The organism is Thermomonas sp. (assembly GCF_020850895.1).
Classification (GTDB): Bacteria; Pseudomonadota; Gammaproteobacteria; order Xanthomonadales; family Xanthomonadaceae; genus Thermomonas.
In genome coordinates, this window is record NZ_JADZDS010000022.1 from 64,370 (window position 1) to 84,886 (window position 20,517).

The 20,517-nt window shown below is 64.9% G+C and carries 17 protein-coding genes and 1 pseudogene; 7 read left to right on the forward strand and 11 right to left on the reverse strand.

What is annotated here, in order from left to right; translation table 11 throughout:
* The gene (locus IT472_RS02250; RefSeq protein WP_297177724.1) at window positions 1-2,625 is read left to right on the forward strand and encodes a putative peptide modification system cyclase; all 2,625 of its coding nucleotides are present in this window, start codon (window positions 1-3) and stop codon (window positions 2,623-2,625) included.
* Here IT472_RS02250 and IT472_RS02255 read toward each other — a convergent pair.
* Entirely contained in the window at window positions 2,615-2,929 is a 315-nt protein-coding gene (locus IT472_RS02255) for an NHLP-related RiPP peptide (RefSeq protein ID WP_297177727.1), read from the reverse strand. The two genes, IT472_RS02250 and IT472_RS02255, sit on opposite strands and share 11 nt — an antisense overlap.
* 106 nt (window positions 2,930-3,035) lie before the next feature.
* On the opposite strand from IT472_RS02255, the gene IT472_RS02260 reads away from it, so the two are divergent.
* The gene (locus IT472_RS02260; protein ID WP_297177731.1) at window positions 3,036-4,217 is read left to right on the forward strand and encodes a putative peptide maturation dehydrogenase; all 1,182 of its coding nucleotides are present in this window, start codon (window positions 3,036-3,038) and stop codon (window positions 4,215-4,217) included.
* A 16-nt stretch (window positions 4,218-4,233) separates the two neighbouring features.
* Here IT472_RS02260 and IT472_RS02265 read toward each other — a convergent pair whose 3' ends face one another.
* Both IT472_RS02265 and IT472_RS02270 read right to left on the reverse strand, forming a co-directional pair.
* A complete protein-coding gene (locus tag IT472_RS02265) occupies window positions 4,234-5,748 on the reverse strand; it encodes a YifB family Mg chelatase-like AAA ATPase (RefSeq protein WP_297177734.1) in 1,515 nt (504 codons plus the stop codon).
* 10 nt (window positions 5,749-5,758) lie between these two features.
* Window positions 5,759-6,040 carry an accessory factor UbiK family protein gene (locus IT472_RS02270; RefSeq protein ID WP_297177737.1) on the reverse strand — a complete coding sequence of 94 codons (282 nt, stop codon included), beginning with the start codon at window positions 6,038-6,040 and terminating at the stop codon, window positions 5,759-5,761.
* A gap of 152 nt (window positions 6,041-6,192) precedes the next feature.
* On the opposite strand from IT472_RS02270, the gene IT472_RS02275 reads away from it, so the two are divergent.
* The gene (locus tag IT472_RS02275) at window positions 6,193-6,531 is read left to right on the forward strand and encodes a P-II family nitrogen regulator (RefSeq protein WP_297177740.1); all 339 of its coding nucleotides are present in this window, start codon (window positions 6,193-6,195) and stop codon (window positions 6,529-6,531) included.
* 70 nt (window positions 6,532-6,601) lie between these two features.
* On the opposite strand, the gene IT472_RS02280 is transcribed toward IT472_RS02275, so the two are convergent.
* The 3 genes from IT472_RS02280 to speE form a co-directional block, all read right to left on the reverse strand.
* Window positions 6,602-7,294 carry a phosphatase PAP2 family protein gene (locus tag IT472_RS02280; RefSeq protein ID WP_297177743.1) on the reverse strand — a complete coding sequence of 231 codons (693 nt, stop codon included), beginning with the start codon at window positions 7,292-7,294 and terminating at the stop codon, window positions 6,602-6,604.
* A 67-nt stretch (window positions 7,295-7,361) separates the two neighbouring features.
* Complete coding sequence (locus IT472_RS02285) at window positions 7,362-9,233, reverse strand: diguanylate cyclase (protein WP_297177746.1); 1,872 nt, start codon at window positions 9,231-9,233, stop codon at window positions 7,362-7,364.
* A 202-nt stretch (window positions 9,234-9,435) separates the two neighbouring features.
* Complete coding sequence (gene speE / locus IT472_RS02290) at window positions 9,436-10,287, reverse strand: polyamine aminopropyltransferase (RefSeq protein ID WP_297177749.1); 852 nt, start codon at window positions 10,285-10,287, stop codon at window positions 9,436-9,438.
* Window positions 10,288-10,488: 201 nt separating this feature from the next.
* On the opposite strand from speE, the gene speA reads away from it, so the two are divergent.
* Both speA and IT472_RS02300 read left to right on the forward strand, forming a co-directional pair.
* Window positions 10,489-12,378 carry an arginine decarboxylase gene (gene speA / locus IT472_RS02295; RefSeq protein WP_297177752.1) on the forward strand — a complete coding sequence of 630 codons (1,890 nt, stop codon included), beginning with the start codon at window positions 10,489-10,491 and terminating at the stop codon, window positions 12,376-12,378.
* 217 nt (window positions 12,379-12,595) lie between these two features.
* Window positions 12,596-13,756 carry a GGDEF domain-containing protein gene (locus tag IT472_RS02300; protein ID WP_297177755.1) on the forward strand — a complete coding sequence of 387 codons (1,161 nt, stop codon included), beginning with the start codon at window positions 12,596-12,598 and terminating at the stop codon, window positions 13,754-13,756.
* A gap of 140 nt (window positions 13,757-13,896) precedes the next feature.
* Here the strand turns inward: IT472_RS02300 and IT472_RS02305 are convergent, their stop codons facing one another.
* The 5 genes from IT472_RS02305 to radC form a co-directional block, all read right to left on the reverse strand.
* The gene (locus IT472_RS02305; protein WP_297177758.1) at window positions 13,897-14,658 is read right to left on the reverse strand and encodes an SDR family NAD(P)-dependent oxidoreductase; all 762 of its coding nucleotides are present in this window, start codon (window positions 14,656-14,658) and stop codon (window positions 13,897-13,899) included.
* A 178-nt stretch (window positions 14,659-14,836) separates the two neighbouring features.
* Window positions 14,837-15,406 carry an isoprenylcysteine carboxylmethyltransferase family protein gene (locus tag IT472_RS02310; protein WP_297177760.1) on the reverse strand — a complete coding sequence of 190 codons (570 nt, stop codon included), beginning with the start codon at window positions 15,404-15,406 and terminating at the stop codon, window positions 14,837-14,839.
* A 100-nt stretch (window positions 15,407-15,506) separates the two neighbouring features.
* A complete protein-coding gene (locus IT472_RS02315; protein ID WP_297177763.1) occupies window positions 15,507-16,244 on the reverse strand; it encodes an SPOR domain-containing protein in 738 nt (245 codons plus the stop codon).
* Window positions 16,244-17,944, reverse strand: coding sequence for an arginine--tRNA ligase (gene argS / locus IT472_RS02320; protein WP_297177766.1), 1,701 nt, complete (start codon window positions 17,942-17,944; stop codon window positions 16,244-16,246). Before argS ends, IT472_RS02315 begins: the two co-directional genes overlap by 1 nt.
* Window positions 17,945-18,062: 118 nt before the next feature.
* Window positions 18,063-18,737, reverse strand: coding sequence for a DNA repair protein RadC (radC, locus tag IT472_RS02325; RefSeq protein WP_297177769.1), 675 nt, complete (start codon window positions 18,735-18,737; stop codon window positions 18,063-18,065).
* A 97-nt stretch (window positions 18,738-18,834) separates the two neighbouring features.
* On the opposite strand from radC, the pseudogene coaBC reads away from it, so the two are divergent.
* Both coaBC and dut read left to right on the forward strand, forming a co-directional pair.
* Window positions 18,835-20,057, forward strand: a pseudogene (coaBC, locus tag IT472_RS02330) (bifunctional phosphopantothenoylcysteine decarboxylase/phosphopantothenate--cysteine ligase CoaBC).
* A complete protein-coding gene (gene dut, locus IT472_RS02335; RefSeq protein ID WP_297177772.1) occupies window positions 20,054-20,515 on the forward strand; it encodes a dUTP diphosphatase in 462 nt (153 codons plus the stop codon). Before coaBC ends, dut begins: the two are co-directional and overlap by 4 nt.
* The last annotated feature ends 2 nt before the right edge of the window (window positions 20,516-20,517 follow it).

A 20,517-nucleotide genomic window follows, 5' to 3' on the forward strand; every position in this document is an offset into this window, starting at 1 on the left:
GTGCAGGCGTCAGCCGCCCCCCAAGTCCGTACGTTGTTGTTCACCGACATGGTGGACTCCACCCATCTGGTCGAGCGGCTCGGTGATGCGCCGGCGGCTGACCTGTTCCGCGCCCATGACCGCATCGTGCTGGAATTGCAGCAGCGCTGGCGCGGTCGCTTGATCGACCGCAGCGATGGCCTGTTGCTGATCTTCGAGCGGCCGATCGACGGCCTCGGTTTCGCCCTCGATTACATGCGTGGCCTGCGTGAGCTGGGCCAGCAACTGCAGCTCACCCAGGCATTGCAAGCCCGCGCCGGCCTGCACGTCGGCGAGGTGCTGCTGTGGGAAAACGATGCCGAGGCGGTGCGGCAGGGTGCCAAGTCGCTTGAGGTCGAAGGCCTCGCCAAGCCCTTGGCGGCACGACTGATGAACCTGGCTAGACCGGGACAGATCCTGCTGTCGGCCACCGCCGAGCCGCTGGCGCATCGGGCGGCGCGCGAACTCGGCGAGCGCGGCGACACGCTGGTCTGGAAAGCCTATGGCCGCTGGCGTTTCAAGGGCGTACCGGAAGCGCAGGACGTGTCCGAGGTCGGCGAGCCGGGCCTGGCTCCTCTGCGGATGCCTGCACACACGCCCAAGGCGTGGCGCGACCTTCCGCTCTGGCGAAGGCCTGTCGCGTTGGCTGTGGAAGCGGTAATGGTGCTTGCCATCGCCGCAGGTGTCTGGTTCCTGATGCATCCGGCGCCGGCACTTGCCTTCAACGAGCGCGATTGGGTGGTGGTCGGCGACCTGCGCAACCTGACCGGCGATCCGCGTCTGGACGACACGCTGGAACAGGCCTTCATGATCAGCCTGGAGCAGTCGCGCTACGTCAATATCCTGAGCGACCTGAAAGTGCGCGAGACCCTGCAGCGCATGCAGCGCCCAGCGAACGCCCAAGTCGATCGCACCAATGGGTCTGAGATCGCGCTTCGTGATGGCGCGCGCGCACTGTTGCTGCCGACCGTGGCGGAGGTCGGTGGGCGCCTGCGGGTGAGCGTGGAAGTGATCGATCCGTATACCCAGGCCACCGTGTATGCAGTGACTGCCGATGGCAAGGGAATCGACTCGGCGTTGTCCTTGATCGACGAAGTCACCGACCAGTTGCGCGCGAAACTGGGTGAAGCCCTAGATAACGTCCAGAAGACATCGGTGCCGCTGCCTGACGTGAGCACGCCGAACCTGGATGCACTCAAGGCCTACGCCATCGGCCGCAGGCAATACATCGCCGATGACAAGAAACAGGCGTTGGCGTTTTATCAGCGCGCCTACCAGCTGGATCCGGGATTTGCCTTGGCACACCTGGATGCGGGCAATGCGTATGCCTCATACGGTGATTTCCCATCGGCGCTGCTGGAGTTCAAGGCTGCGTCGCGATTGCGCAGCCGCCTGTCGCCACGGGAAGCCCTGCAGCTGGATGCCACCCTTGCCCGGCTGGGGCCACCGGGGCCGGCCATGCAGCGCTGGCAGCAGCTGGTGGCGCTGTACCCGGATCAACTGCGGGCACACCTCGTCCTCGGGCAGCTGGAGCTGTTCGATGCCAATCGTGCGGACCTTGCCCTGGCCGATGCCAAGGCGGCATCCGTGCCCCAGAATGAAGACCGTGGCAGCGCCATGTACCTGCAGGGAATGGCCTTGCTGGCCCAGCAGAAATTTGCGGAAGCGATCAGGCAGTTCGTCGCCGCGCGGCGCGATGGCGAGACCGGCGCGGTGTATTCCTATGCCTACGTTTATGCGGCACAACGCCAATGGCCGGATGCACTGCGCGTGGTGGCCATGCGCAAGCCGACCGGAAGCCAGGTGGGCGAGCTCGAAGTCAAACAGCAGGCGGCACTCCTGGCCATGGACCGAGGGCATTGGGGCGACGCCTTGGGCGATGCGCAGGATGCTGCTGCCCGATCAAACCAGCTCGAGCCGGTCTACATGGGGCCGGAGAACGCCATCCGCCTGCTGGCCATGCAGCTGTTGGCGGGCACCCATTCGCAGGCCGAGCAGGCCGGCATGTTGGCCGATGCCATGCGCCAAGCGGCCAGCCGCATGCGGCTGGCCACGGACGACACCGACCGCATCAACCAGGCCAACCAGATTCAGGCATTGGCGGTGCTTGCTGCACGCAATGGCACGCCGACTCTGGTCCAGCAGGCCATCACGAGTGTGGAAGCGTGGCCTTCGTACACGGGCTACCCATTGACCGTACAAATGCAGCTCGTGTTGCATGCGGAGCTGGATCGTTTGCAGGGGCGGGCTCCCGACGCGGTGCGACGCCTGCAGCCGCTGGCGTCACGGCCCGATGCGCTGGTGACGGTGCATTCGGCCCTGCTGCACGCGTTGCAGGCGACAGGGAATGACGCCGGCGTACTGGAGCAGGCGGATTGGCTGGTTCGAAACCGCGGGGCGGCCTACATGGATCCGGGCTTGTCCGGCTTCCTGCAGCCACTTAGCGTTGCGGATACGACGTTGGCGCATCTGGATGCTGCCCTTGCGCGCTCGCGGCGCAACCAGCCCGCACAGGCCGCGAAGGAACGCGAAGCGTTCCTTCGCGCGTGGCCCCTCGCGCAATTGCCAGAGTCGATCAGGGAAAGACTGGCGCGCCTTACGCCTTGAATGCAGCGGGGCAGTCGAATTTGAATGGCGGCGGAACGCTGCCTTCCAATTTCGCGCGTTCGCGAAGGATCTTCGCCTTCGGCGCGATACGTTCACCTGGTTTCAGTTGCAGGCAAGCGCCACCGGAAGCCTCTGCTGTACTTTCGCAACCCGCAGGCGCTTTCCAGCCGGCCTTGACAAGGGCGGCATGGGCGTCCTTCTTGAACAGGCGACGGAACTCGTTGTCGGTCGAAAGCAGGTCGAGCAGTTTCTTTGCCACTTTCGGATCCAGCGGTGCGGGAGCCGGGCCTTTCTTGGTCGCCATGCGTCGTTTCCCCTAGTCAGGTTGTCGGTCGGGCCAGGCCGTGGTTGGTGAACGCCCGCGCCGACGCTACGCTTCCGCTGACGTGGCGGCAAGGGGAGACTGGACGATGCGGGTTCGGCGGTGTGCAGTGCTGTGGATGGAGCCGCGCGAATTGGCGCAGTTCGATCTCAACGACCTGCTGGCTGGCGGCACAGGCGTCGTCAGCCGCTTGCAATGGTTCGCGCATGCGCCGCACTTGCCTGCGCCGATCGGAATCGATGCCGATGCCGTGGCGGTGCTGGGGGAGACAAGCCCGACGGACTGGATGGATGCGAACGTGATGCGCCAGCGATTCGGTGCGGCATGCGTGCGCAAGCTGCTGCAGGCCGGATTACTGATCGGCAGCACCAAGCCCTGGGCGTCGCAACGTGAAGCCGAGGCACGGTTGGCGAGCCTGCACTGGCATGGGCTGGCCTCGGTCTGGCACATGGCCTCGCGCTGGCAGGGCGTGGACAGCGCACAGGGCATGATTGATGCCGGCGTTAACAGTGCGGAGGGGCTGCGCGAGAAGCATGGCGCACCGCCAGCTGCGGTGCTGGAGCGCGGCGGGAACGATGGGCGGATCGGATTGCCTGCGTCCGTGCCTGATGAGCTCGATGCGCTGCTGGATGCACGCACGACCTGTCGAAATTTCGATCCGCAGGCTCCGCTGCCGCTGGCTATGCTGTCACGCATGCTGATACGCACTTTTGGCGCGCGCGGAAGGATGCAGGCCGCAGACGAGTACGACGTCATCAAGCGCACCAGCCCATCAGGTGGCGCCCTGCATCCGACCGAGTGCTACTTGGTCGTCCAGCGTGTCGACGGTCTTTTGCCTGGCTTGTACCACTACCACCTCGGCGCACATGCGCTGGAGCCACTGCCGCAGCCTGCTGGGTTTGACCAGGCCGCGTTTGCATTAACCGCAGTGTCCGGCCAGCACTGGTTCGCCGAGGCGCCCGTGCTGTGCGTGTTGGCACCGCGGTTCAGTCGAAATTTCTGGAAATACCGCAACCATCCCAAGGCGTACCGCGTCTGCATCCTTGACGTGGGCCACCTGTCGCAAACCCTGCAACTGTGCGCGACGCATGAGGGCTTGGGCAGCTTCGTCACCGCCGCGATCAACGAAGTCGAGATCGAGCATGCATTCGGACTGCATGGCGCCATCGACGGACCACTGGCCGTGTGCGGGTTTGGCAGACGGGCACAGGCAATGGCGACCTACGAACTGGATCCGAATGGCAGGATTTGGCCGCTGTCGAAGCCGTAGGACGAGACGCGTCGGCTCACGCTGCCTGTCGTCCCGGATCACGTTCCAGCGTGCGGTAGCTGATGGCTTCGGTGAGGTGCGGGGTTTCGATGGATTCGCTCGCATCGAGGTCGGCGATCGTGCGGGCAACGCGCAGGATCCGATGCAACGACCGCGCCGACAGCCGCAATGCATCGACTGCGCGTTCGAGCAGGGCGCTGTCGCTGGCGGTCAACCTGCAATGGGCGTTGGTCTGCGCCTGGTCCAAGCGGGCATTGGGCTGTGCACTGCGTGCCTGCTGGGTCGTGCGCGCGGCCATCACTCGGGCGCGGACGCAGGCGCTGGGTTCTCCGGCCGGCGCATCGGTGCGCAGCAAGCGCGGTGGCAGGCGTGGCACCTCCACGTGCAGGTCGATGCGTTCCATGAGTGGACCGGAAATGCGTGCGCGGTACCGGCGGATCACTTCGGAGCTACACAGGCACCGCCCGGACGGATCACCGGCCCAGCCGCAAGGGCAGGGATTCATCGCCGCGACCAGTTGGAATCGGGCGGGGAATTCGCAGTGGCGCGCCGCGCGCGAGATGCCGACGCTGCCCGATTCCAATGGCTCCCGCAGCACCTCAAGGGCATGTCGGCTCCATTCCGGCAATTCGTCGAGGAACAGCACGCCGTGGTGCGCCAGTGAGATCTCACCCGGGCGCGGGTCGGCACCACCGCCGACCAGCGCGACTGCGCTTGCGGTGTGATGCGGGGCGCGAAATGGCCGCTGTCGCCAGCGCGAAAGGTCCAGCCCGTGGCCGCTGGTGGAAGCAATGCTGGCCACTTCCAATGCCTCGGCTTCGGATGGGTCTGGCAGGATGCCGGCAAGGCGGGAGGCAAGCAGGGTCTTGCCGCTTCCTGGTGGGCCAATCAGCAACAGGTGATGGGTGCCGGCGGCGGCGATTTCCAGCGCGCGCCTTGCCTGCGCCTGCCCGCGAACATCGGCAAGGTCGGGCGCTTGGGCGGGTGTGCAAAGTTGTGGCGTGGCCAGCGGCAAGCTGATGCGGCCGTCGAGGGCTGCGCAGACTTCAAGCAAGGTACGTGCGCAACGCACCTCGACGTTGGAAGCCAATGCGGCTTCCGCGCCGATATCCGGCGGGACGATGAGTCGACGGCCGGCGGTGCCGACCGCGAGCGCTGCGGGCAACGCACCATCGCATCCGCGCAGAGCACCGGTGAGCGCCAACTCGCCGAGAAATTCCCATCCTTCCAGGGCCTCCGTCGGCACTTGGCCGCTGGCGGCGAGGATGCCCAGTGCAATCGCGAGGTCAAAGCGCGCACCGTCCTTGGGCAGGTCGGCGGGGGCGAGGTTGACGGTGATCCGACGGGCCGGAAAGTCGAATTGGGCGCACTGGATCGCCGCGCGAACCCGGTCCTTGGCCTCGCGGACGGCGGCCTCCGGCAGGCCGACGATGGACATGCTTGGCAAGCCGCCGCCGAGGTGGACCTCGACCCGCACCGCGGGTGCCTCAACGCCGATCCGGGCGCGGCTGTGCACGATGGCGAGATTCATGCGACCCGCCTTACCGCGTGCGCGTGTTGTCGAGGGCAGCGGAGCGACGCCATGTCGCACATTGCGTTTCGAGCGCGGTGAGTCGGTCGCGGGTCAGCGCCAGTTGCACCCGCTGCAGCTCGAATTCAGCGCGACTCACCAACCCGAGGGTGCCGAGGGTGTCGCGCAGCATGACCTTGAAATTCTCGCGCAGGGCCTCGCGCCCGTCGTGTTGCGGTGGCGGAACCAGGTTAGCGAGGCGTCGTGCGAGTTCGTCGAGTTGGACAAGGTCGATCCTTGGGTTGGCGTGCATGCTCTGTCTCCTGTTTCCTTGACAGGATGTGTGCATGGTGCCCCGCTGCCACTCGGCTCGGGCCTTGGCAGGGCATCGGAAAACGCCTCGCGTCCGGTTCGGAGGATTGCCTGTGCGGGTTATGCTGCGCACAGGGCTCAGGAGATTTGGCGATGAAGATGGTGATGGCGGTGATCAAGCCGTTCAAACTCGACGACGTGCGCGAGGCGTTGGCCGAAGCCGGCGTGGCCGGGATCACTGCCACCGAAGTCAAGGGTTTTGGGCGCCAGAAAGGCCACACCGAACTGTACCGCGGAGCGGAATATGTGGTGGATTTCCTGCCCAAGATCAAGCTGGAAATCGCGGTGTCCGACGATCAGGTCGAAGCGGTCACCGAGGCGATCCTGAGGTCTGCCGGGACCGGCAAGATCGGCGATGGCAAGATCTTCGTCTGGGACCTTGAGCGGGTGGTGCGTATCCGAACCGGTGAACTTGATGCCGATGCGCTATGACGCCGGGCCGGAATCAAGGTAACGTTGAACGCTGGCGTGCAGAACGTCGGAGTACAGAATCCGGGACGGGTCAGGTTGGCGACGTGGGCTGTTTCCAGACTCCGAGCAGCGCGTGCAGCAGGACCACGATGGCCCAACTCAACCAGATCGTCCACAGGACGTGCGACATGAAGTGCGCGCCGCGCATTTGCTGGACCAGGCCGAAAAACAGGCACAGCACGAGCGCCCCGCCGCCGATATTTCTGCTGAATCGGGGATTCTCGGGGTAGCGGACCAACGCAAATGCCAGCAGCCACCCGGCGGTGGAGACGAACCCGGCCGGGAAACAGCGACCAGGGCCTGGCAAGGGGATCGGGCTGGTCGAAAGCAGGTCGAAATAGGGGAACGCGCCGTCGAAGCGGTCGATGTTCCAAGGGCAATGCATCGACGTGACCCGCTTCCATAGGGTCACGGTGAGCGGGACTGCAATGATGGAACAGGCGACAAGGCGCCAGCGCAGGCGATCGGCGGCGCGTCGGTGCCGCCACGCCGTCCACAGGAAGATCAGGGCAGCGAGGATCAGCACGTTCTTGAGCCAGCTGTGGACCAGCGTCTTGGCCCACCAGGCATTGCGGTAGGGCCACAGGCGGTTGTCGAGGTCATAGAACGGATCTGCCAGCAGCAGATCGAGGTGATTGCCGTGGAACAGGGATGCGATGACCAGGCCACTGGCGGCAAGCAGCAGGCATTGGCGCTGGTAGAAACGAATCCAGAAGATCGGCATGGGAGTGCTGTCGCGGAAGTCGCGGCATTATGCGGGGTTTGAGGGCGTCGATCAGGTGACGGCGATGTCAGGATTCGACCCGGTCGCGACCATTGTGCTTGGCGCGATACAGCGCGGCATCGGCACGGGCGACCAGCGACTCGCGGCTTTCGCCGAGCGTGGCCTCCGCGATCCCGATACTCACGGCGATCGTCAGGGCAGGATCGATGAAGGGAAGTTTCTGCGCGCGGGTCGCTTCCAGCAGGCGTTCTGCGATGGGTCTGGCTTGTTCGAGATGGATGTCGGGGCACAGGATCAGGAATTCCTCGCCACCCACGCGGCCGATGCGGTCATTCACGCGCAGCAGATGGGTCCAGACGCCGGTGATGTGTTGCAGGACGCGATCCCCTGCCGGGTGCCCGTAACGGTCGTTGATCGCCTTGAAGTGGTCCAGGTCGAGCATCAGCACGCACAGCGGATGTTCGACCTGGACTGCACGCAACAGCTTCTGATCGAGCAGGGATTCGATCGCGCGACGGGTAGCGATTCCGGTCAGCGGGTCGGTCATCGCCAAGGTGCGCAGGGCACGCGATTTGCGCCATTGGCGAATCGCCAGCCAGACCAACAGCATGACCAGCAGCGCACCGAGCAGGATCGCCAGCCGCTGCCAGCGACGGACGCTTTCGAGCGCCTTGACCTGTTGCAGGCGCGAGGCCGCCTCGGTTCGAAGGCGGCGGTTCTCGAAATCGCGGCGGCGGATTTCGTATTCGTATTCCAGCAGTCGACTCTGTTCCAACCGCATCTTGGATTGCAGTTGCGTCTGCAGCGCGCTGTAGCGCTTGAAGTCGGCCAGTGCTTCGGCATTGTGACCGAGCGCTTCTTCGCTGCTGGCGCGGGCTTGGTAGAGCATGGCCAGATAGCGCTGATTGCCGTCGTGCACGATGGGTCCCAGTGCAGCGCGGTAGTGGGCGAGCGCCTCCGTGGGCTTCCCCTTGCCCGCCATCGCTTGGCCGGCAAGCAGGGCCAGCATGCCGTTGTTCCTGTCGTCGTGATTGGCCTGGAAGCTCTCGCGGGCCAATGCCAAGTTGGTCAGGGCGGCATCGAATTCTCCGCTGGCGATCTGTGCCGCTGCCAGGCCCATGCGGGAGCTGCCCATGGCGAACGTCAGTTGATGCTGCGTGGCCACGTCCAGCGCGCGCTGGAAGGATTCAAGGGATTTCTGCGGTGCACCGGATTGCTCGTACAGGTAGCCCAACTGGATCAGGTTGGTATTGACCCGCTCCCAATTCTGCTTGGCCTCCATCGTCGCGGTCGAGCGGGTGAAATAGCGCTCGGCCTGATCCCAGTCACCGATCCGACGGTAGGTGATGGCAGTTTCGAGCAGGAGCGCGTCGACTTCGCGTTCGATCCCGGCGGCGCGATAAGCGGCGCGGGCGCGTTGGAAATCCAGCAAAGCGCGTGCCTGTTCGCCGAGATCGGACAGGGCCGAGCCGCGGGCCATCAGGATTTCCGCCAGCAGTTGTCGCTCCGGCGAGTTCTCCAGCATTTTCACTAGGGTGTCGAGTTCGACCAATCCGCGTGGTGAGCCATGGATCATGCTGATGAAGTTGGCGCGGCAGAATTGCGCGCGTGCCTGGGAGCCGAAGTCACCAATCGCCTGGGCGCGCTTCAATGCATCGTCCGAGTAAGCCAGCCCGCGGGCAAGGTTCTCCCAGCGATTGCTGGTGCAGTACACCGAACGGAAGCGCACATTGCGGGCCGCATCCCCTGGAGGCAGCAGGGTGCGCATGGCTTCCAGGTCGGCCTCGTAGGCTTTGCTGGTCGAGTCCATGGAATCCGGCCCGACTACCCTCTCGAAGTGCATGTCGAACAGTTCGGCACGCCCCGGAGAGTTGGGGACCGCATTGTATTGCCGACAGGCACCCGTCACCGGCAGCAGCGCCAGCAGCAGGCTTGCCATTCGCAGGAGTGTGCCGGACTTCATGCGTTATCCGTGTCAGGTGACCTCGCACGGTAATGGAAGTGCAGGGGTGACGGCTGTGCGGCCAGTCACTGATTGCAACACCAAGGCAATGCTGATTTCGTCGGCGTGAGCTGCGTCCGGGCATGCACCGGATGCAGCGTGTGCTGGAACGTCCAGGAGGGACGTGTTCAGCATTGCCCTAATCCAGTGATTGCGCTACGAATGGCGGCAACGCCTGCGCACCCTTGTGCACGCCTGCAGAGTAATAGCGCGTCTCGAAGCGTTTGTCGCGTGCGTCGGCTTCGCGGAAGCCGAAGTCGGCGTCTGCCGTTTTCTTCGCCATCGTGCAGCTCCACCAGCCGGTCGGGTAGCAGGGCTGCGGGAACGGCAGGGTCTGGAAACTGTTGAAGCCGGCCTTGCCCATTTCCACGCGCATGGCCTTGATGAGATCCAGCAGCACCAGCGGCGATTCGCTCTGCTGGACGAGGATGCCGTCGGCCTTCAGCGCGCGGTGGCAGCTTTCGAAGAAGGCCTTGTTGAACAGGCCCTCGGCCGGGCCGACCGGATCGGTGGAGTCGACGATCACGATGTCCACACTGTCCGGCGCGCAGTTGGCCATGTAGGCGATGCCGTCGTCCCACAGCAGTTCGGCGCGCGGATCCTGATTGGATTCGCACAGTTCCGGGAAATATTTCTCGGCCATCCGCGTCACCTGTTCGTCGATGTCGCACTGGGTGGCTTTCTCCACGCCGGGGTGGCGCAGCACTTCGCGCAACGTGCCGCAGTCGCCGCCGCCGATGATCACCACGCGCTTGGGAGCGGCATGGGTGAACAGCGCCGGGTGCGCCATCATCTCGTGGTAGAGGAAATTGTCGCGGGTCGTCAGCATCATCGCGCCGTCGATCAGCATGACATTGCCCCAATCGGTCGATTCGAAGATTTCGATCTTCTGGAACGGCGATTGCACTTCGTCCAGCTTGCGCGTCACGCGAAAACCAATGGACGAGCCGGACGTGTCGAAGTGTTCGTGCAGCCAGGTCGGCTCGGTCATGGTGGGTGTCCTGATGGTTTTCCTTCTCCCGGCGGGAGAAGGTGGCGCGAAGCGCCGGATGAGGGTTCGGTGCGGTATTCGGCTCCACGTCGTGCCGAACCCTCACCCCAACCCCTCTCCCGCCGGGAGAGGGGCGTGCGATGGCGCGCATTGTACCGCCTGTAGAATGCGCATCCGTACGCGGTTCCCCGGATGCCTGCCATGTCCCACTGGTCGCTCGACCTTGCCCGCAAGACCTATTCGATCCCGCATTGGGCGGACGGGTATTTCGATGCCGACGCACAGGGCCGCATCACGGTCCAGCCCGCGGGCAGCACTGGCCCGACGGTGGTTCTGGCCGATGCCGTCGACACCTGGCTGGCAGGCGGCGGCAACCTGCCGGTGCTGGTGCGGTTCCCGGACATCCTCGGCCACCGCTTGGGCAAGCTGCAGGCCGCGTTCGCGCAGGCGCAGCAAGACTGGGAGTACGCCGGTGGCTACACCGCGATCTACCCGATCAAGGTCAACCAGCACCATGGCGTGGCAGGGACGTTGGCCAGCCACCACGGTGAAGGCTTCGGGCTGGAGGCCGGCAGCAAGCCGGAGCTGATGGCGGTGCTGGCGCTGTCGCGCCCGGGCGGAATGATCATCTGCAATGGCTACAAGGACCGCGAGTACGTTCGTCTGGCGTTGATCGGACGCAAGCTGGGCCTGCAAACCTACATCGTCATCGAAAAGCCCTCCGAGCTGAAGCTGGCGCTGGAGGAAGCGGCCGCGCTCGGCATCAAGCCGGGGCTGGGCGTGCGGATGCGACTGGCCTCTCTGGGTGCCGGCAAGTGGCAGAACAGCGGCGGCGACAAGGCCAAGTTCGGACTCGACCCACGGCAGTTGCTCACCCTCTGGAAGGAACTGCGCGACAGCGGGATGGGCGATTGCCTTGAACTGCTGCACTTCCACATGGGTAGCCAGATTTCCAATGTGCGCGACATTGCCGCCGGCATGCGCGAGGCCACTCGCTATTTCGTTGAGTTGTCCAAACTGGGGGCGAAGATCAGCCACGTCGATGTCGGCGGCGGGCTCGGGATCGATTACGAAGGCACCCGTTCGCGGTCCTACAACTCGGTCAACTATGGCATGCACCACTATGCGTCAAGCATCGTGCAGCCGCTGGCCGAGGCTTGCCTGCAGGAAGGCCTGAAGCCGCCGCGGATCCTCACCGAATGCGGACGCGCGATGACTGCCCACCACGCGGTGCTGGTGACCAACATCAGTGAAGTGGAACGCGCACCGGAGGGTCGCGTGCCTGAGGCGCACGCCGACGAGTCGCCTCCGGTGCGTCGCCTGCGCGAATTGCACGAGGAAATGCCGCAGCGTTCCGCGGTGGAGGTGTTCCACGAGGCGGCCCAGACCCACGCCGAAGGGCTGGCCCTGTACTCGCTGGGCCAAATCGACCTGATCCAGCGCGCGCGCATCGATGATCTGTTCTACGCCATCGCGCATGCGGTCAAGGCCAGGTTGACCTACGACGAAAAAAGCCACCGTGACCTGCTTGACGAACTCAACGAGCGGCTGGTGGACAAGTACTTCGCCAACTTCAGCGTGTTCGAATCGATGCCGGACGTGTGGGCGATCGATCAGGTGTTTCCGATCGCGCCGATCGAACGACTGGACGAGGTGCCAACCCGCCGCGGGATCATCGCCGACCTGACCTGCGATTCAGACGGCAAGATCGACACCTACGTCGAGAATGAAGACCTCGACAGTTCGCTACCCCTGCACGAACTGCGGCCTGGCGAAAGCTACCGGATCGCGTTCTTCCTGATCGGCGCCTATCAGGAAATCCTCGGCGACATCCACAACCTGTTTGGCGACACCGATGCCATCGAGGTGAGGGTGCTTGAAGACGGCTATGCGATCAGCCAACAGCGCCGCGGCGACACCACTGACGTGATGCTGGATTACGTTGGCTACAGCCTCGACGACCTGCGCCGCGCGTATGTGGCCAAGGTAGAGGCCGCGAACCTGTCCGCTGACGAAGCCATGCGCCTGAAAGCAATGCTGGAAGCCGGGCTGACGGCCTACACCTATCTGGACGATAGCCCCCAGCCCTGAAGGTCCAACGCGCGTCTGCGTACGGTCGGATTTTGGCAAGTGTCGGCACTGCGGCCCGGGGTGAGGCCTCACGTCGGCCCGCATTCAAACCTCCATCCGGATAAAGAGATTTATTGCAAGCTCGAGCGCAGTTGCAGATAGTGCCGGGCGAGACAATCAACGAGACCGGTCAGCGGGTGCAGGAAGCGGCCGAGCCGGGTGTGGTCTGGGGGGGGCCATGCCGCAAGCCATCATCCATACGATCGGTACGGCGATCTACTTCGTTTTCTTCTTGCTGTTCCTGTGGGCGCAGCGTATTCCCGGCAATCACCGAGGCGTGGGTTGGTGGGCAGCGGGTGTCGGTTTTGCATTCACTGCGCGGATGATGTTGATCGCTCTGCTGGCGTGGTCCGGCGGAGCACCGCTGTCAGTGCTGTACTCGATGCTGATCCTGATCGAGAAATATTGCCTGCTGATGGGCATGGCGCGGTTTTTCGATCGTTTGCTGCCCGTGCGGGCATTGCTGGTCGCGTTACTGTTGGCAGAGTTCTGGGTGGTTGGCTGCGCTGCGCTGGGCGCTTCGAGTTTCGTGCGAGGCTTGGGCGCCGGCCTGGCCAATGCAGGACTGTTGTTGTATGCCGCATGGGTTGCGTACACCTGTCGGCATCGCGTGACCCGGCACTGGCTGATCGTGTTCACGGTGGTGTGCATCGCATTGGCTGTCCATTGGACGGCAGCATTCCCGATCATCAGGGTGGCACCGTCTTGGGCGCAGTACGGGTTCTTGTTGGGCACCGTATTGGTACTGGCCCAGTATTTCTGCCTGTTGGTCTTGGTCTTTGCGCGCACGCACCAACGGTTGTTGGAGGCCAAGTCCAAGGCCATGGATCTTGCTTTCCAGGACCCGCTCACCGGACTCAACAATCAGCGCTACATGCAGGCCTTGTTCGAGGACGCGTTGTTGTTGGCCAATCGATCGCATCAGGTGACGGCAATCCTGTTCATCGATCTGGACCACTTCAAGCAGGTCAATGACCGTGGAGGTCATCGCGTGGGCGACGAGGTGCTCAAAACCGTGGCGGAGCGCTTGCGACACGTCACCCGCGGCACGGATATCTGCGCACGTTTGGGTGGCGACGAGTTTGCGGTCGTGTGCCCGCAGTTGGCGGATGCCGATCAGGCGCGCCGGGTGGCGGAGAAATTACTGGAATTCCTGAGTGAGCCCTATTGGGTGGATGGCACGGCATACCAAATCGGCGCGAGTATCGGGATCAGCCTGTATCCAAGCCATGCAGAAACCCTTCAGGGTCTGTTGGAGCTGGCTGACAAGGCGATGTACCAGATCAAGCGCGATGGCAAGCATGGATATGCCATGCATGGGGATGCGGCCACGTGCTGATTCCGGGAAGTCCTTCGTGGTCGCTTCAGCGTGAAGCAATCGAGGCAGAAGCTGATTCGCTTTCGGAAGGCGATGTCAGGCGATGAGATCTCCTGGCTTGGAGATCACGGGTCCAGCTTCAGGGAATTCCACCGTGTAGGTCAGCCAGCGCGCGCCACCTGGAATCCTGCGAACGACTGCGAGGTCGGCATCAACTCGATGCGGTTGATGTTCAGGTGCGCAGGCTGGCTGGCGACCCAGAAAATCGTCTCGGCGATGTCGTCGGCGGTCATTGGATTGGCGCCGCCATAGAGTTTGTCGGAGGCGGCCTGGTCGCCGTGGGTGCGGACGACCGTGAACTCGGTCTCGGCCATGCCCGGTTCGATCGCGGTCACGCGCACGCCGGTGCCGTGCAGGTCGGCGCGCAGGCCCAGCGAGAATTGGCTGACGAAGGCCTTGGTGCCGCCGTAGGCATTGCCGCCGGTGTAGGGATAGGTGGCGGCGGTGGAGCTGATGTTGATGATGGCGCCCTGGCGCGCAATCAGCGTCGGCAACAGGGCATGGGTCAAGGTCACCAGCGCCGTCACGTTGGTGTCGATCATGGTTTTCCAGTCCGACAGCAGCGCGTCCTGTGCCGGTTTCGTCCCTTGCGCCAGGCCGGCGTTGTTGACCAGCAGGTCGATGCCGCGGAAGCGCTCCGGCAGTGAATCCAGTACGGCTCGCATCGCTGCTTCGTCGCGGATATCGAAGCAGGCGGTGTGCAGCGCATCGCCGAGTTCGGCACGCAGGGCATCGAGGCGGTCGGCGCGGCGGCCGGTGGCGATGACCTGCCAGCCGTTGTCGATGAGGCGGCGCGCGGTGGCGCGGCCGAAGCCGGCGGTGGCGCCGGTGATGAAGGCGGTGCGGTCGTGCGGGTTGTCCATTGCTGCATTTTAAGGCAACGCTGTTTTATTCGGCGTGAGCTGCGTTCGGGCATGCGCCGAACGCAGCGTGTGCTGACACGTCCAGCAGGGACTTTTTCAGCATTGTCTCAAGGCAACGCTTATCGAGTCAGCGTCACCTGCCGATCACGGACGGTCAGCCGCGTGCATGCAATGTGGATCACCAGAGACCTGGCAGCAGACGTGCCGTTTGTCGCGCATAGATGGGGTAGGCCTCGGGGAACGCCTGCGCCAACACGTGCTCCTCGATGCGGATGCGGCGCAGGAAGACGGTAAGGATCGGCACCAGGATGAGCGCCATCGACACGCCATCGCCTTGGCACAGGGCCAAGCCGGTAAAGCTGGTGAGGGCGCCGGTGTAGGACGGGTGGCGCAGCCAGCGGTAGGGGCCACTGCGAACGAGGTGCTGGTCGTCGCAGGTGGCGACGTCGACGGTGAAGAATCGCCCCAGCACGCGGATTGACCACCAACGCAACAGCAGGCCCGCGGCGATCAGTCCCAACCCTGCCAGGAACACGGCGGGCCGCACCGACGCGGGCAGCGGCAACAGTCGGAAGTACGAGACAAACACACCCACGAAAATGCTGGCGCCGATGGTCCACCACAGCAGCTTCAGGCTGCCTTGGTCCTGGCGGTTGCTGCTTGCTGCAGCGCGGCGGCGCAGGCTGAGCCAGAGTTCGCCCGCGATCCAGGCGGTGATCAGGCCGTAGTACAACCATGCAGGTGCCATGTGCGGATCCCGTGGGATGTGTCGGGCGCAATCTTGCGCCGTCCGCCGTTCGTCATCAGTGACATCCATCATGCGCTGTGCATGATGGCCGGCCGCGCAGTTACTTGGCCTTGATCGCCATCGCCGGCAGGCCACCGCCCGACAGCTTGGCCTTGGCTTCGGCCAACTCGGATGCGGTGCCATAGGGCCCCATCCGCACACGATAGACAGTCCTGTCGCCGACCTGGGCCGATTCCACGCGTGCGCTCAGGCCCAACAGCGCAATCTTGGCCTTGACCGCCTCGGCATCGCCCGAAGCGCCGAAGGCGCCGGCCTGCAGGATGTAGCGGGCAGCGTTGGCGCTGGTGGCGGGCTCCGCGACAGGAGCGGCTGCATTTGCCGTGCTGGCGGACCCGGGTTCCCCAATGGGCGTTGGCAGGGCATTGTCCGACGCAGCGGCGGCCGCGGCGTTGGGATCGTGCTGGGCAGCGCGGGCGCGTGCCTCGGCTTCGGCCTTGGCGCTGGCGGCGAGTTCGGCATCGGTCAATTGCACGCCCTCGCCTGGAAGCAGCGTATAGAAGTCGTAGCGCGGTTTGGGCGGTTCCGCATTGGCAGGTTTGGGGGCGTCCGTCGCAACGTCCGGCGCGATGGTGTCGCCGTGCGCCATGGTGGGTTGGGCATTCGGATTGGGTATCGGCCCGACGCGCAGGAAACCATCACCCGAAGCGGGTTTCAGCAGGCGCGGGACCACCAGGACGGCGGCCAACGTCAGCGCTGCACCCAGCAACAGCCACGCCCAGCCAGGCAGGCTTGCCGAACCGTTGCGTCGCGCTTGCGATTTGCCACGTCGTGTTGCCATCACATGCTCTCCGGGGCGCCAACGCCCAGCAGTTCCAGGCCATTGGCCAATACCTGGCGGGTGGCCAGCGCGAGGGTCAGGCGCGCATCGCGCAGTGCGGTATCCGTCACCAGCACCGCTGACGCGTGGTACCAGGTGTGGAAGGCATTGGCGAGTTCGCGCAGGTATTGCGCGATCAGGTGCGCTTCCAGCGTCGCGCCTGCGGCCTCGACGACTTCGGGATAACGCGACAGTTCGCGCATCAGCTCCTGCGCGGGCAGATCGTCCAGCAGGTGCAGCTGTGCATTGCCGTTGCCGGCATCGAAGGCATAGCCCTTCTCGCCGGCTTGCCGCAGCAGGCTGCACACGCGGGCGTGGGCGTACTGCACGTAGTAGACCGGGTTGTCGTTGGATTGCGAGCGTGCGAGGTCGATGTCGAAAGTCAGCTGCGAATCCGGCTTGCGGGCGATCAGGAACCAGCGGGTAGCGTCGCGCCCGGCCTCGTCGATCAGGTCACGCAGGGTGAGGTAACTGCCGGCGCGCTTGGACAGTTTCACCTCCTCGCCGCCGCGCATCACCGTCACCATTTGGTGCAGCACGTAGTCCGGATAGCCGGCCGGGATGCCGCAATCCAGCGCTTGCAAACCGGCCTTCACCCGCGCCAGCGAGCCGTGGTGGTCGGCGCCCAGTTCGGTCACGGCACGCTGGTAACCGCGCTGCCATTTGCTCAGGTGATAGGCCACGTCCGGCACGAAATAGGTGTAGCTGCCGTCGGATTTGCGCATCACCCGGTCTTTGTCGTCACCAAAATCGGTGGTGCGTAGCCACAGCGCGCCGCCGTCTTCGTAGGTGTGGCCGGCGGCCGTCAATGCGGTGACGGTTTCTTCCACCTTGCCGTCGGCATACAGGGACGATTCAAGGAAGTAGCGATCGAAGCTGACTCCGAACGCGGCCAGGTCCTCGTTCTGCTCGCGGCGCAGATAGGCCACGGCGAATTGGCGGATGGCATCGAGGTCGTCGGCGTCATTCTTGCCGGTGACGACGTGGCCTTCGACTTCCACCGCATCCCCGCGCAGGTAGGACTGCGCCACATCGGCGATGTAGTCGCCGTTGTACGCATCGGCCGGCCAGGTGTCGTCGCCCGGTTTCATGCCCTTGGCGCGGGCTTGGGTGGAGATGGCGAGGTTGTTGATCTGCACGCCGGCATCGTTGTAGTAGAACTCGCGCGCCACGTTCCAGCCGTTGGCGGCCAGCACCCGGGCGATGCAGTCGCCGATCACCCCGGCGCGGCCGTGGCCGACATGCAGTGGACCGGTGGGGTTGGCCGAGACGTATTCCACGCCGACAGTGACACCGCGCCCGCTGGCATTGCGGCCGAACGCGGCACCGGCGGCGTGGACATCGCGGACCTGCTGTTGCCAGGCCGCGGGCGCGAGGTGGAAATTGATGAACCCGGGACCGGCGATTTCGACCGTGGCGATCGCTTCCGAGCGAGGCAATGCATCGACCAATTGCTGCGCCAACACGCGCGGGTTGGTCTTGGCTGCCTTGGCAAGGAGCATTGCCGCATTGGTGGAAAAGTCGCCGTGCGCACGCTCCTTGGGGCGCTCGATCACGAACGCGGGCACAGCGAAGTCGACGGGCAGGGTGCCGGAGGCGCGCAGGGCGGACAGGCCCTGTTCGATCAAGGCGGCGATCAGGTCGCGGAGCTGGAGATTCACGGGGTGCGGGGGTGGCGATTCATCAATCCTCCATTGTACGCGAGCGCTTGCGCAGGCTCCTGCAGCGCGGGGGTGATGCCTGCATGGGCGGAGCCGAGGTTGGCCGCGTTGGGGGGCTTCAGACCATCCCAAGTTCCGCCATCGAGGTGGGCGGGCCGTCACCGATCACGAAGTGGTCGAGCAGGCGCACATCGATCAGGGCCAGCGCCTGCTTGAGCCGCATGGTCACGGCGCGGTCGGCGGCGCTGGGCTGCGGGTTTCCGCTGGGGTGGTTATGGCCGACCATGGCCGCCGCCGCCCCGTGCGCCAGAGCACGCTGGACGATGATGCGCGGATGGACTTCGGCGCCGTCGATGCCGCCGCGGAACAGTTCCTCGAAGCCCAGTGCGCGGTGGCGGGTATCCAGATAGAGCACGGCGAATGCCTCATGTCCAAGGCTGCGCAGGCGCTGGGCGAAATAGCGCCCGGCGGCACGCGGTTCGCCCAGGGCTTCGCCGCGTTCGAGTTGTGCGGCCAGGTGACGCTGGCTCAGTTCCAGCGCGGCAGCCAGCAGGCAGGCGCGGGCCGGGCCGATGCCAGGTAACCGGGTCAGCGCCGGTGCGTCGAGATCCAGCAGGCGGCGCAGCCCGCCGCCAGTCCCCAACAGCCGACGTGCACTGCCGACGGCGTTGAGCCCGGCGCTGCCGGAGCCGAGGAACAGGGCCAACAGCTCCGCATCGGACAGGTGGCCGGGGCCGCGGGCCAGCAGCTTTTCACGGGGGCGTTCGGATTCTGGCCAGTCGCGAATATGCATGTGGCGATCGTCCATGAGCCCGGGCACGCTCGGAAGCGGCGTTTGCCCCAGCTTCGGGTAAGCTTCGGGGCTGGAATGAGGTCAGGGAATGGCCCGAATGCAGTCTCCGCGTTTCCCCAACGGCGACTACCGCGTACTGCTGTGCGTGTGCGGGGGCGTCGCTGCCTACAAATCAGCTGCCCTCGTGCGCCTGCTGCGAGACGCAGGTGCCAGCGTGCAGGTCGCGATGACCGAAAACGCGCAACGCTTCGTCGGCGTGTCGACTTTCCAGGCACTGTCGCATCGCCCCGTGCGCACAAGCCTGTGGGACGTGCAGGCGGAAGCCGGCATGGGGCATCTCGAACTGGCGGCGTGGGCCCAACAGGTGGTCGTGGCACCGGCAACCGCAAACACGATGGCACGGATTGCACACGGACTGGCTGATGACCTCGTATCCACCCTGTGCCTTGCCACCGAAGCCCCACTGCTGGTCGCCCCGGCGATGAACCATCGCATGTGGAATCACCCCGCGACCCAGGCCAACATCGCAACCTTGCTGGGTCGCGGAGTGCGCGTGGTCGGTCCGGAGGAGGGCCCACTGGCCGAAGGCGAATCCGGGCCAGGACGCATGGCCGAGCCTGGCGCCATCCTCGCCGCCATCGAGGCCATGGCATGAATACGCCACTGGCAGGCTTGCGCATCGTCGTCAACGCAGGCCCGACATTCGAGGACATCGATCCGGCGCGCTACCTGGGCAACCGCAGCAGCGGCAAGATGGGCTTCGCCATTGCGGACATCGCGGCACGACGAGGCGCCGAAGTCGTGCTGGTGGCCGGGCCCGTGCACTTGCCTTCGCCAGCCGCGGTCCTCCGGGTGGACGTGCGCAGCGCGGCACAGATGCACCAAGCGGTGATGGATGCGCTTCCCTGCGACATCTTTATCGGTGCCGCTGCGGTGGCCGATTTCACTCCGCGCGCCGCCTTGGACCGCAAACTCAAGAAGCAACCCGGCCAAGATGTATTGGTGCTCGAGTTGATCAAGACCCGGGACATCCTCGCTGAAGTCGCCGCCCACCCCCAGCGACCGACCTTGGTGGTGGGGTTCGCTGCGGAGACGAACGACGTGGCGGCCTATGCCCGCAGCAAACTCGAACGCAAGGGATTGGACATGATCTGCGCCAATCAGGTCGGGCTTCCTGGCTGCGGGTTCGAAAGCGACGACAACGCGCTGCTGGTCATCGACGGCAGCGGCGAACGCCCCCTTGGGCCCGCACCCAAGCATGCGCTGGCCGCGTCCCTGCTGGACCTGATTTCCGCACGCCTGCGCAAGGACACTGCATGAGCGCGCTTACGGTGCAGGCCAGGGTGCTGGACGCCCGTTACGGGCAGGACTGGCCACTGCCCGCATATGCCACTGACCACAGTGCCGGGATGGATCTGCGCGCCGCACTGGACGCGGACCTGGAATTGGCCCCGGGAGCGACCGCACTGGTCCCATCCGGCCTTGCCATCCATATCGGCGATCCCGGCCTGTGCGCAGTCATCCTGCCCCGCTCGGGTCTTGGGCACAGGCATGGCATCGTCCTGGGCAACGGAACCGGACTGATCGATGCTGACTATCAAGGCCCGCTCATGGTCAGCCTGTGGAATCGCGGGCAGGAGGCGTTCACCATCCAACCCGGCGACCGGATCGCCCAACTTGTCCTGTTGCCGGTGATTCACGCCGAACTGCAGGTGGTGGATACTTTCGAGGAGAGTGCGCGCGGGCAGGGTGGCTTCGGCCATACTGGAATTCGCTGAAG

What these genes read in the sequence shown, in the direction of transcription:
- IT472_RS02315 (WP_297177763.1), bottom strand. Translation starts at nt 16,244, where the DNA reads ATGGCAACACGACGTGGCAAATCGCAAGCGCGACGCAACGGTTCGGCA.
- IT472_RS02305 (WP_297177758.1), bottom strand. Translation starts at nt 14,658, where the DNA reads ATGGACAACCCGCACGACCGCACCGCCTTCATCACCGGCGCCACCGCC.
- IT472_RS02255 (WP_297177727.1), bottom strand. Translation starts at nt 2,929, where the DNA reads ATGGCGACCAAGAAAGGCCCGGCTCCCGCACCGCTGGATCCGAAAGTG.
- IT472_RS02300 (WP_297177755.1), top strand. Translation starts at nt 12,596, where the DNA reads ATGCCGCAAGCCATCATCCATACGATCGGTACGGCGATCTACTTCGTT.
- IT472_RS02260 (WP_297177731.1), top strand. Translation starts at nt 3,036, where the DNA reads ATGCGGGTTCGGCGGTGTGCAGTGCTGTGGATGGAGCCGCGCGAATTG.
- IT472_RS02270 (WP_297177737.1), bottom strand. Translation starts at nt 6,040, where the DNA reads ATGCACGCCAACCCAAGGATCGACCTTGTCCAACTCGACGAACTCGCA.
- IT472_RS02275 (WP_297177740.1), top strand. Translation starts at nt 6,193, where the DNA reads ATGAAGATGGTGATGGCGGTGATCAAGCCGTTCAAACTCGACGACGTG.
- dut (WP_297177772.1), top strand. Translation starts at nt 20,054, where the DNA reads ATGAGCGCGCTTACGGTGCAGGCCAGGGTGCTGGACGCCCGTTACGGG.
- IT472_RS02285 (WP_297177746.1), bottom strand. Translation starts at nt 9,233, where the DNA reads ATGGCAAGCCTGCTGCTGGCGCTGCTGCCGGTGACGGGTGCCTGTCGG.
- IT472_RS02280 (WP_297177743.1), bottom strand. Translation starts at nt 7,294, where the DNA reads ATGCCGATCTTCTGGATTCGTTTCTACCAGCGCCAATGCCTGCTGCTT.
- IT472_RS02310 (WP_297177760.1), bottom strand. Translation starts at nt 15,406, where the DNA reads ATGGCACCTGCATGGTTGTACTACGGCCTGATCACCGCCTGGATCGCG.
- radC (WP_297177769.1), bottom strand. Translation starts at nt 18,737, where the DNA reads ATGCATATTCGCGACTGGCCAGAATCCGAACGCCCCCGTGAAAAGCTG.
- speE (WP_297177749.1), bottom strand. Translation starts at nt 10,287, where the DNA reads ATGACCGAGCCGACCTGGCTGCACGAACACTTCGACACGTCCGGCTCG.
- IT472_RS02265 (WP_297177734.1), bottom strand. Translation starts at nt 5,748, where the DNA reads ATGAATCTCGCCATCGTGCACAGCCGCGCCCGGATCGGCGTTGAGGCA.
- speA (WP_297177752.1), top strand. Translation starts at nt 10,489, where the DNA reads ATGTCCCACTGGTCGCTCGACCTTGCCCGCAAGACCTATTCGATCCCG.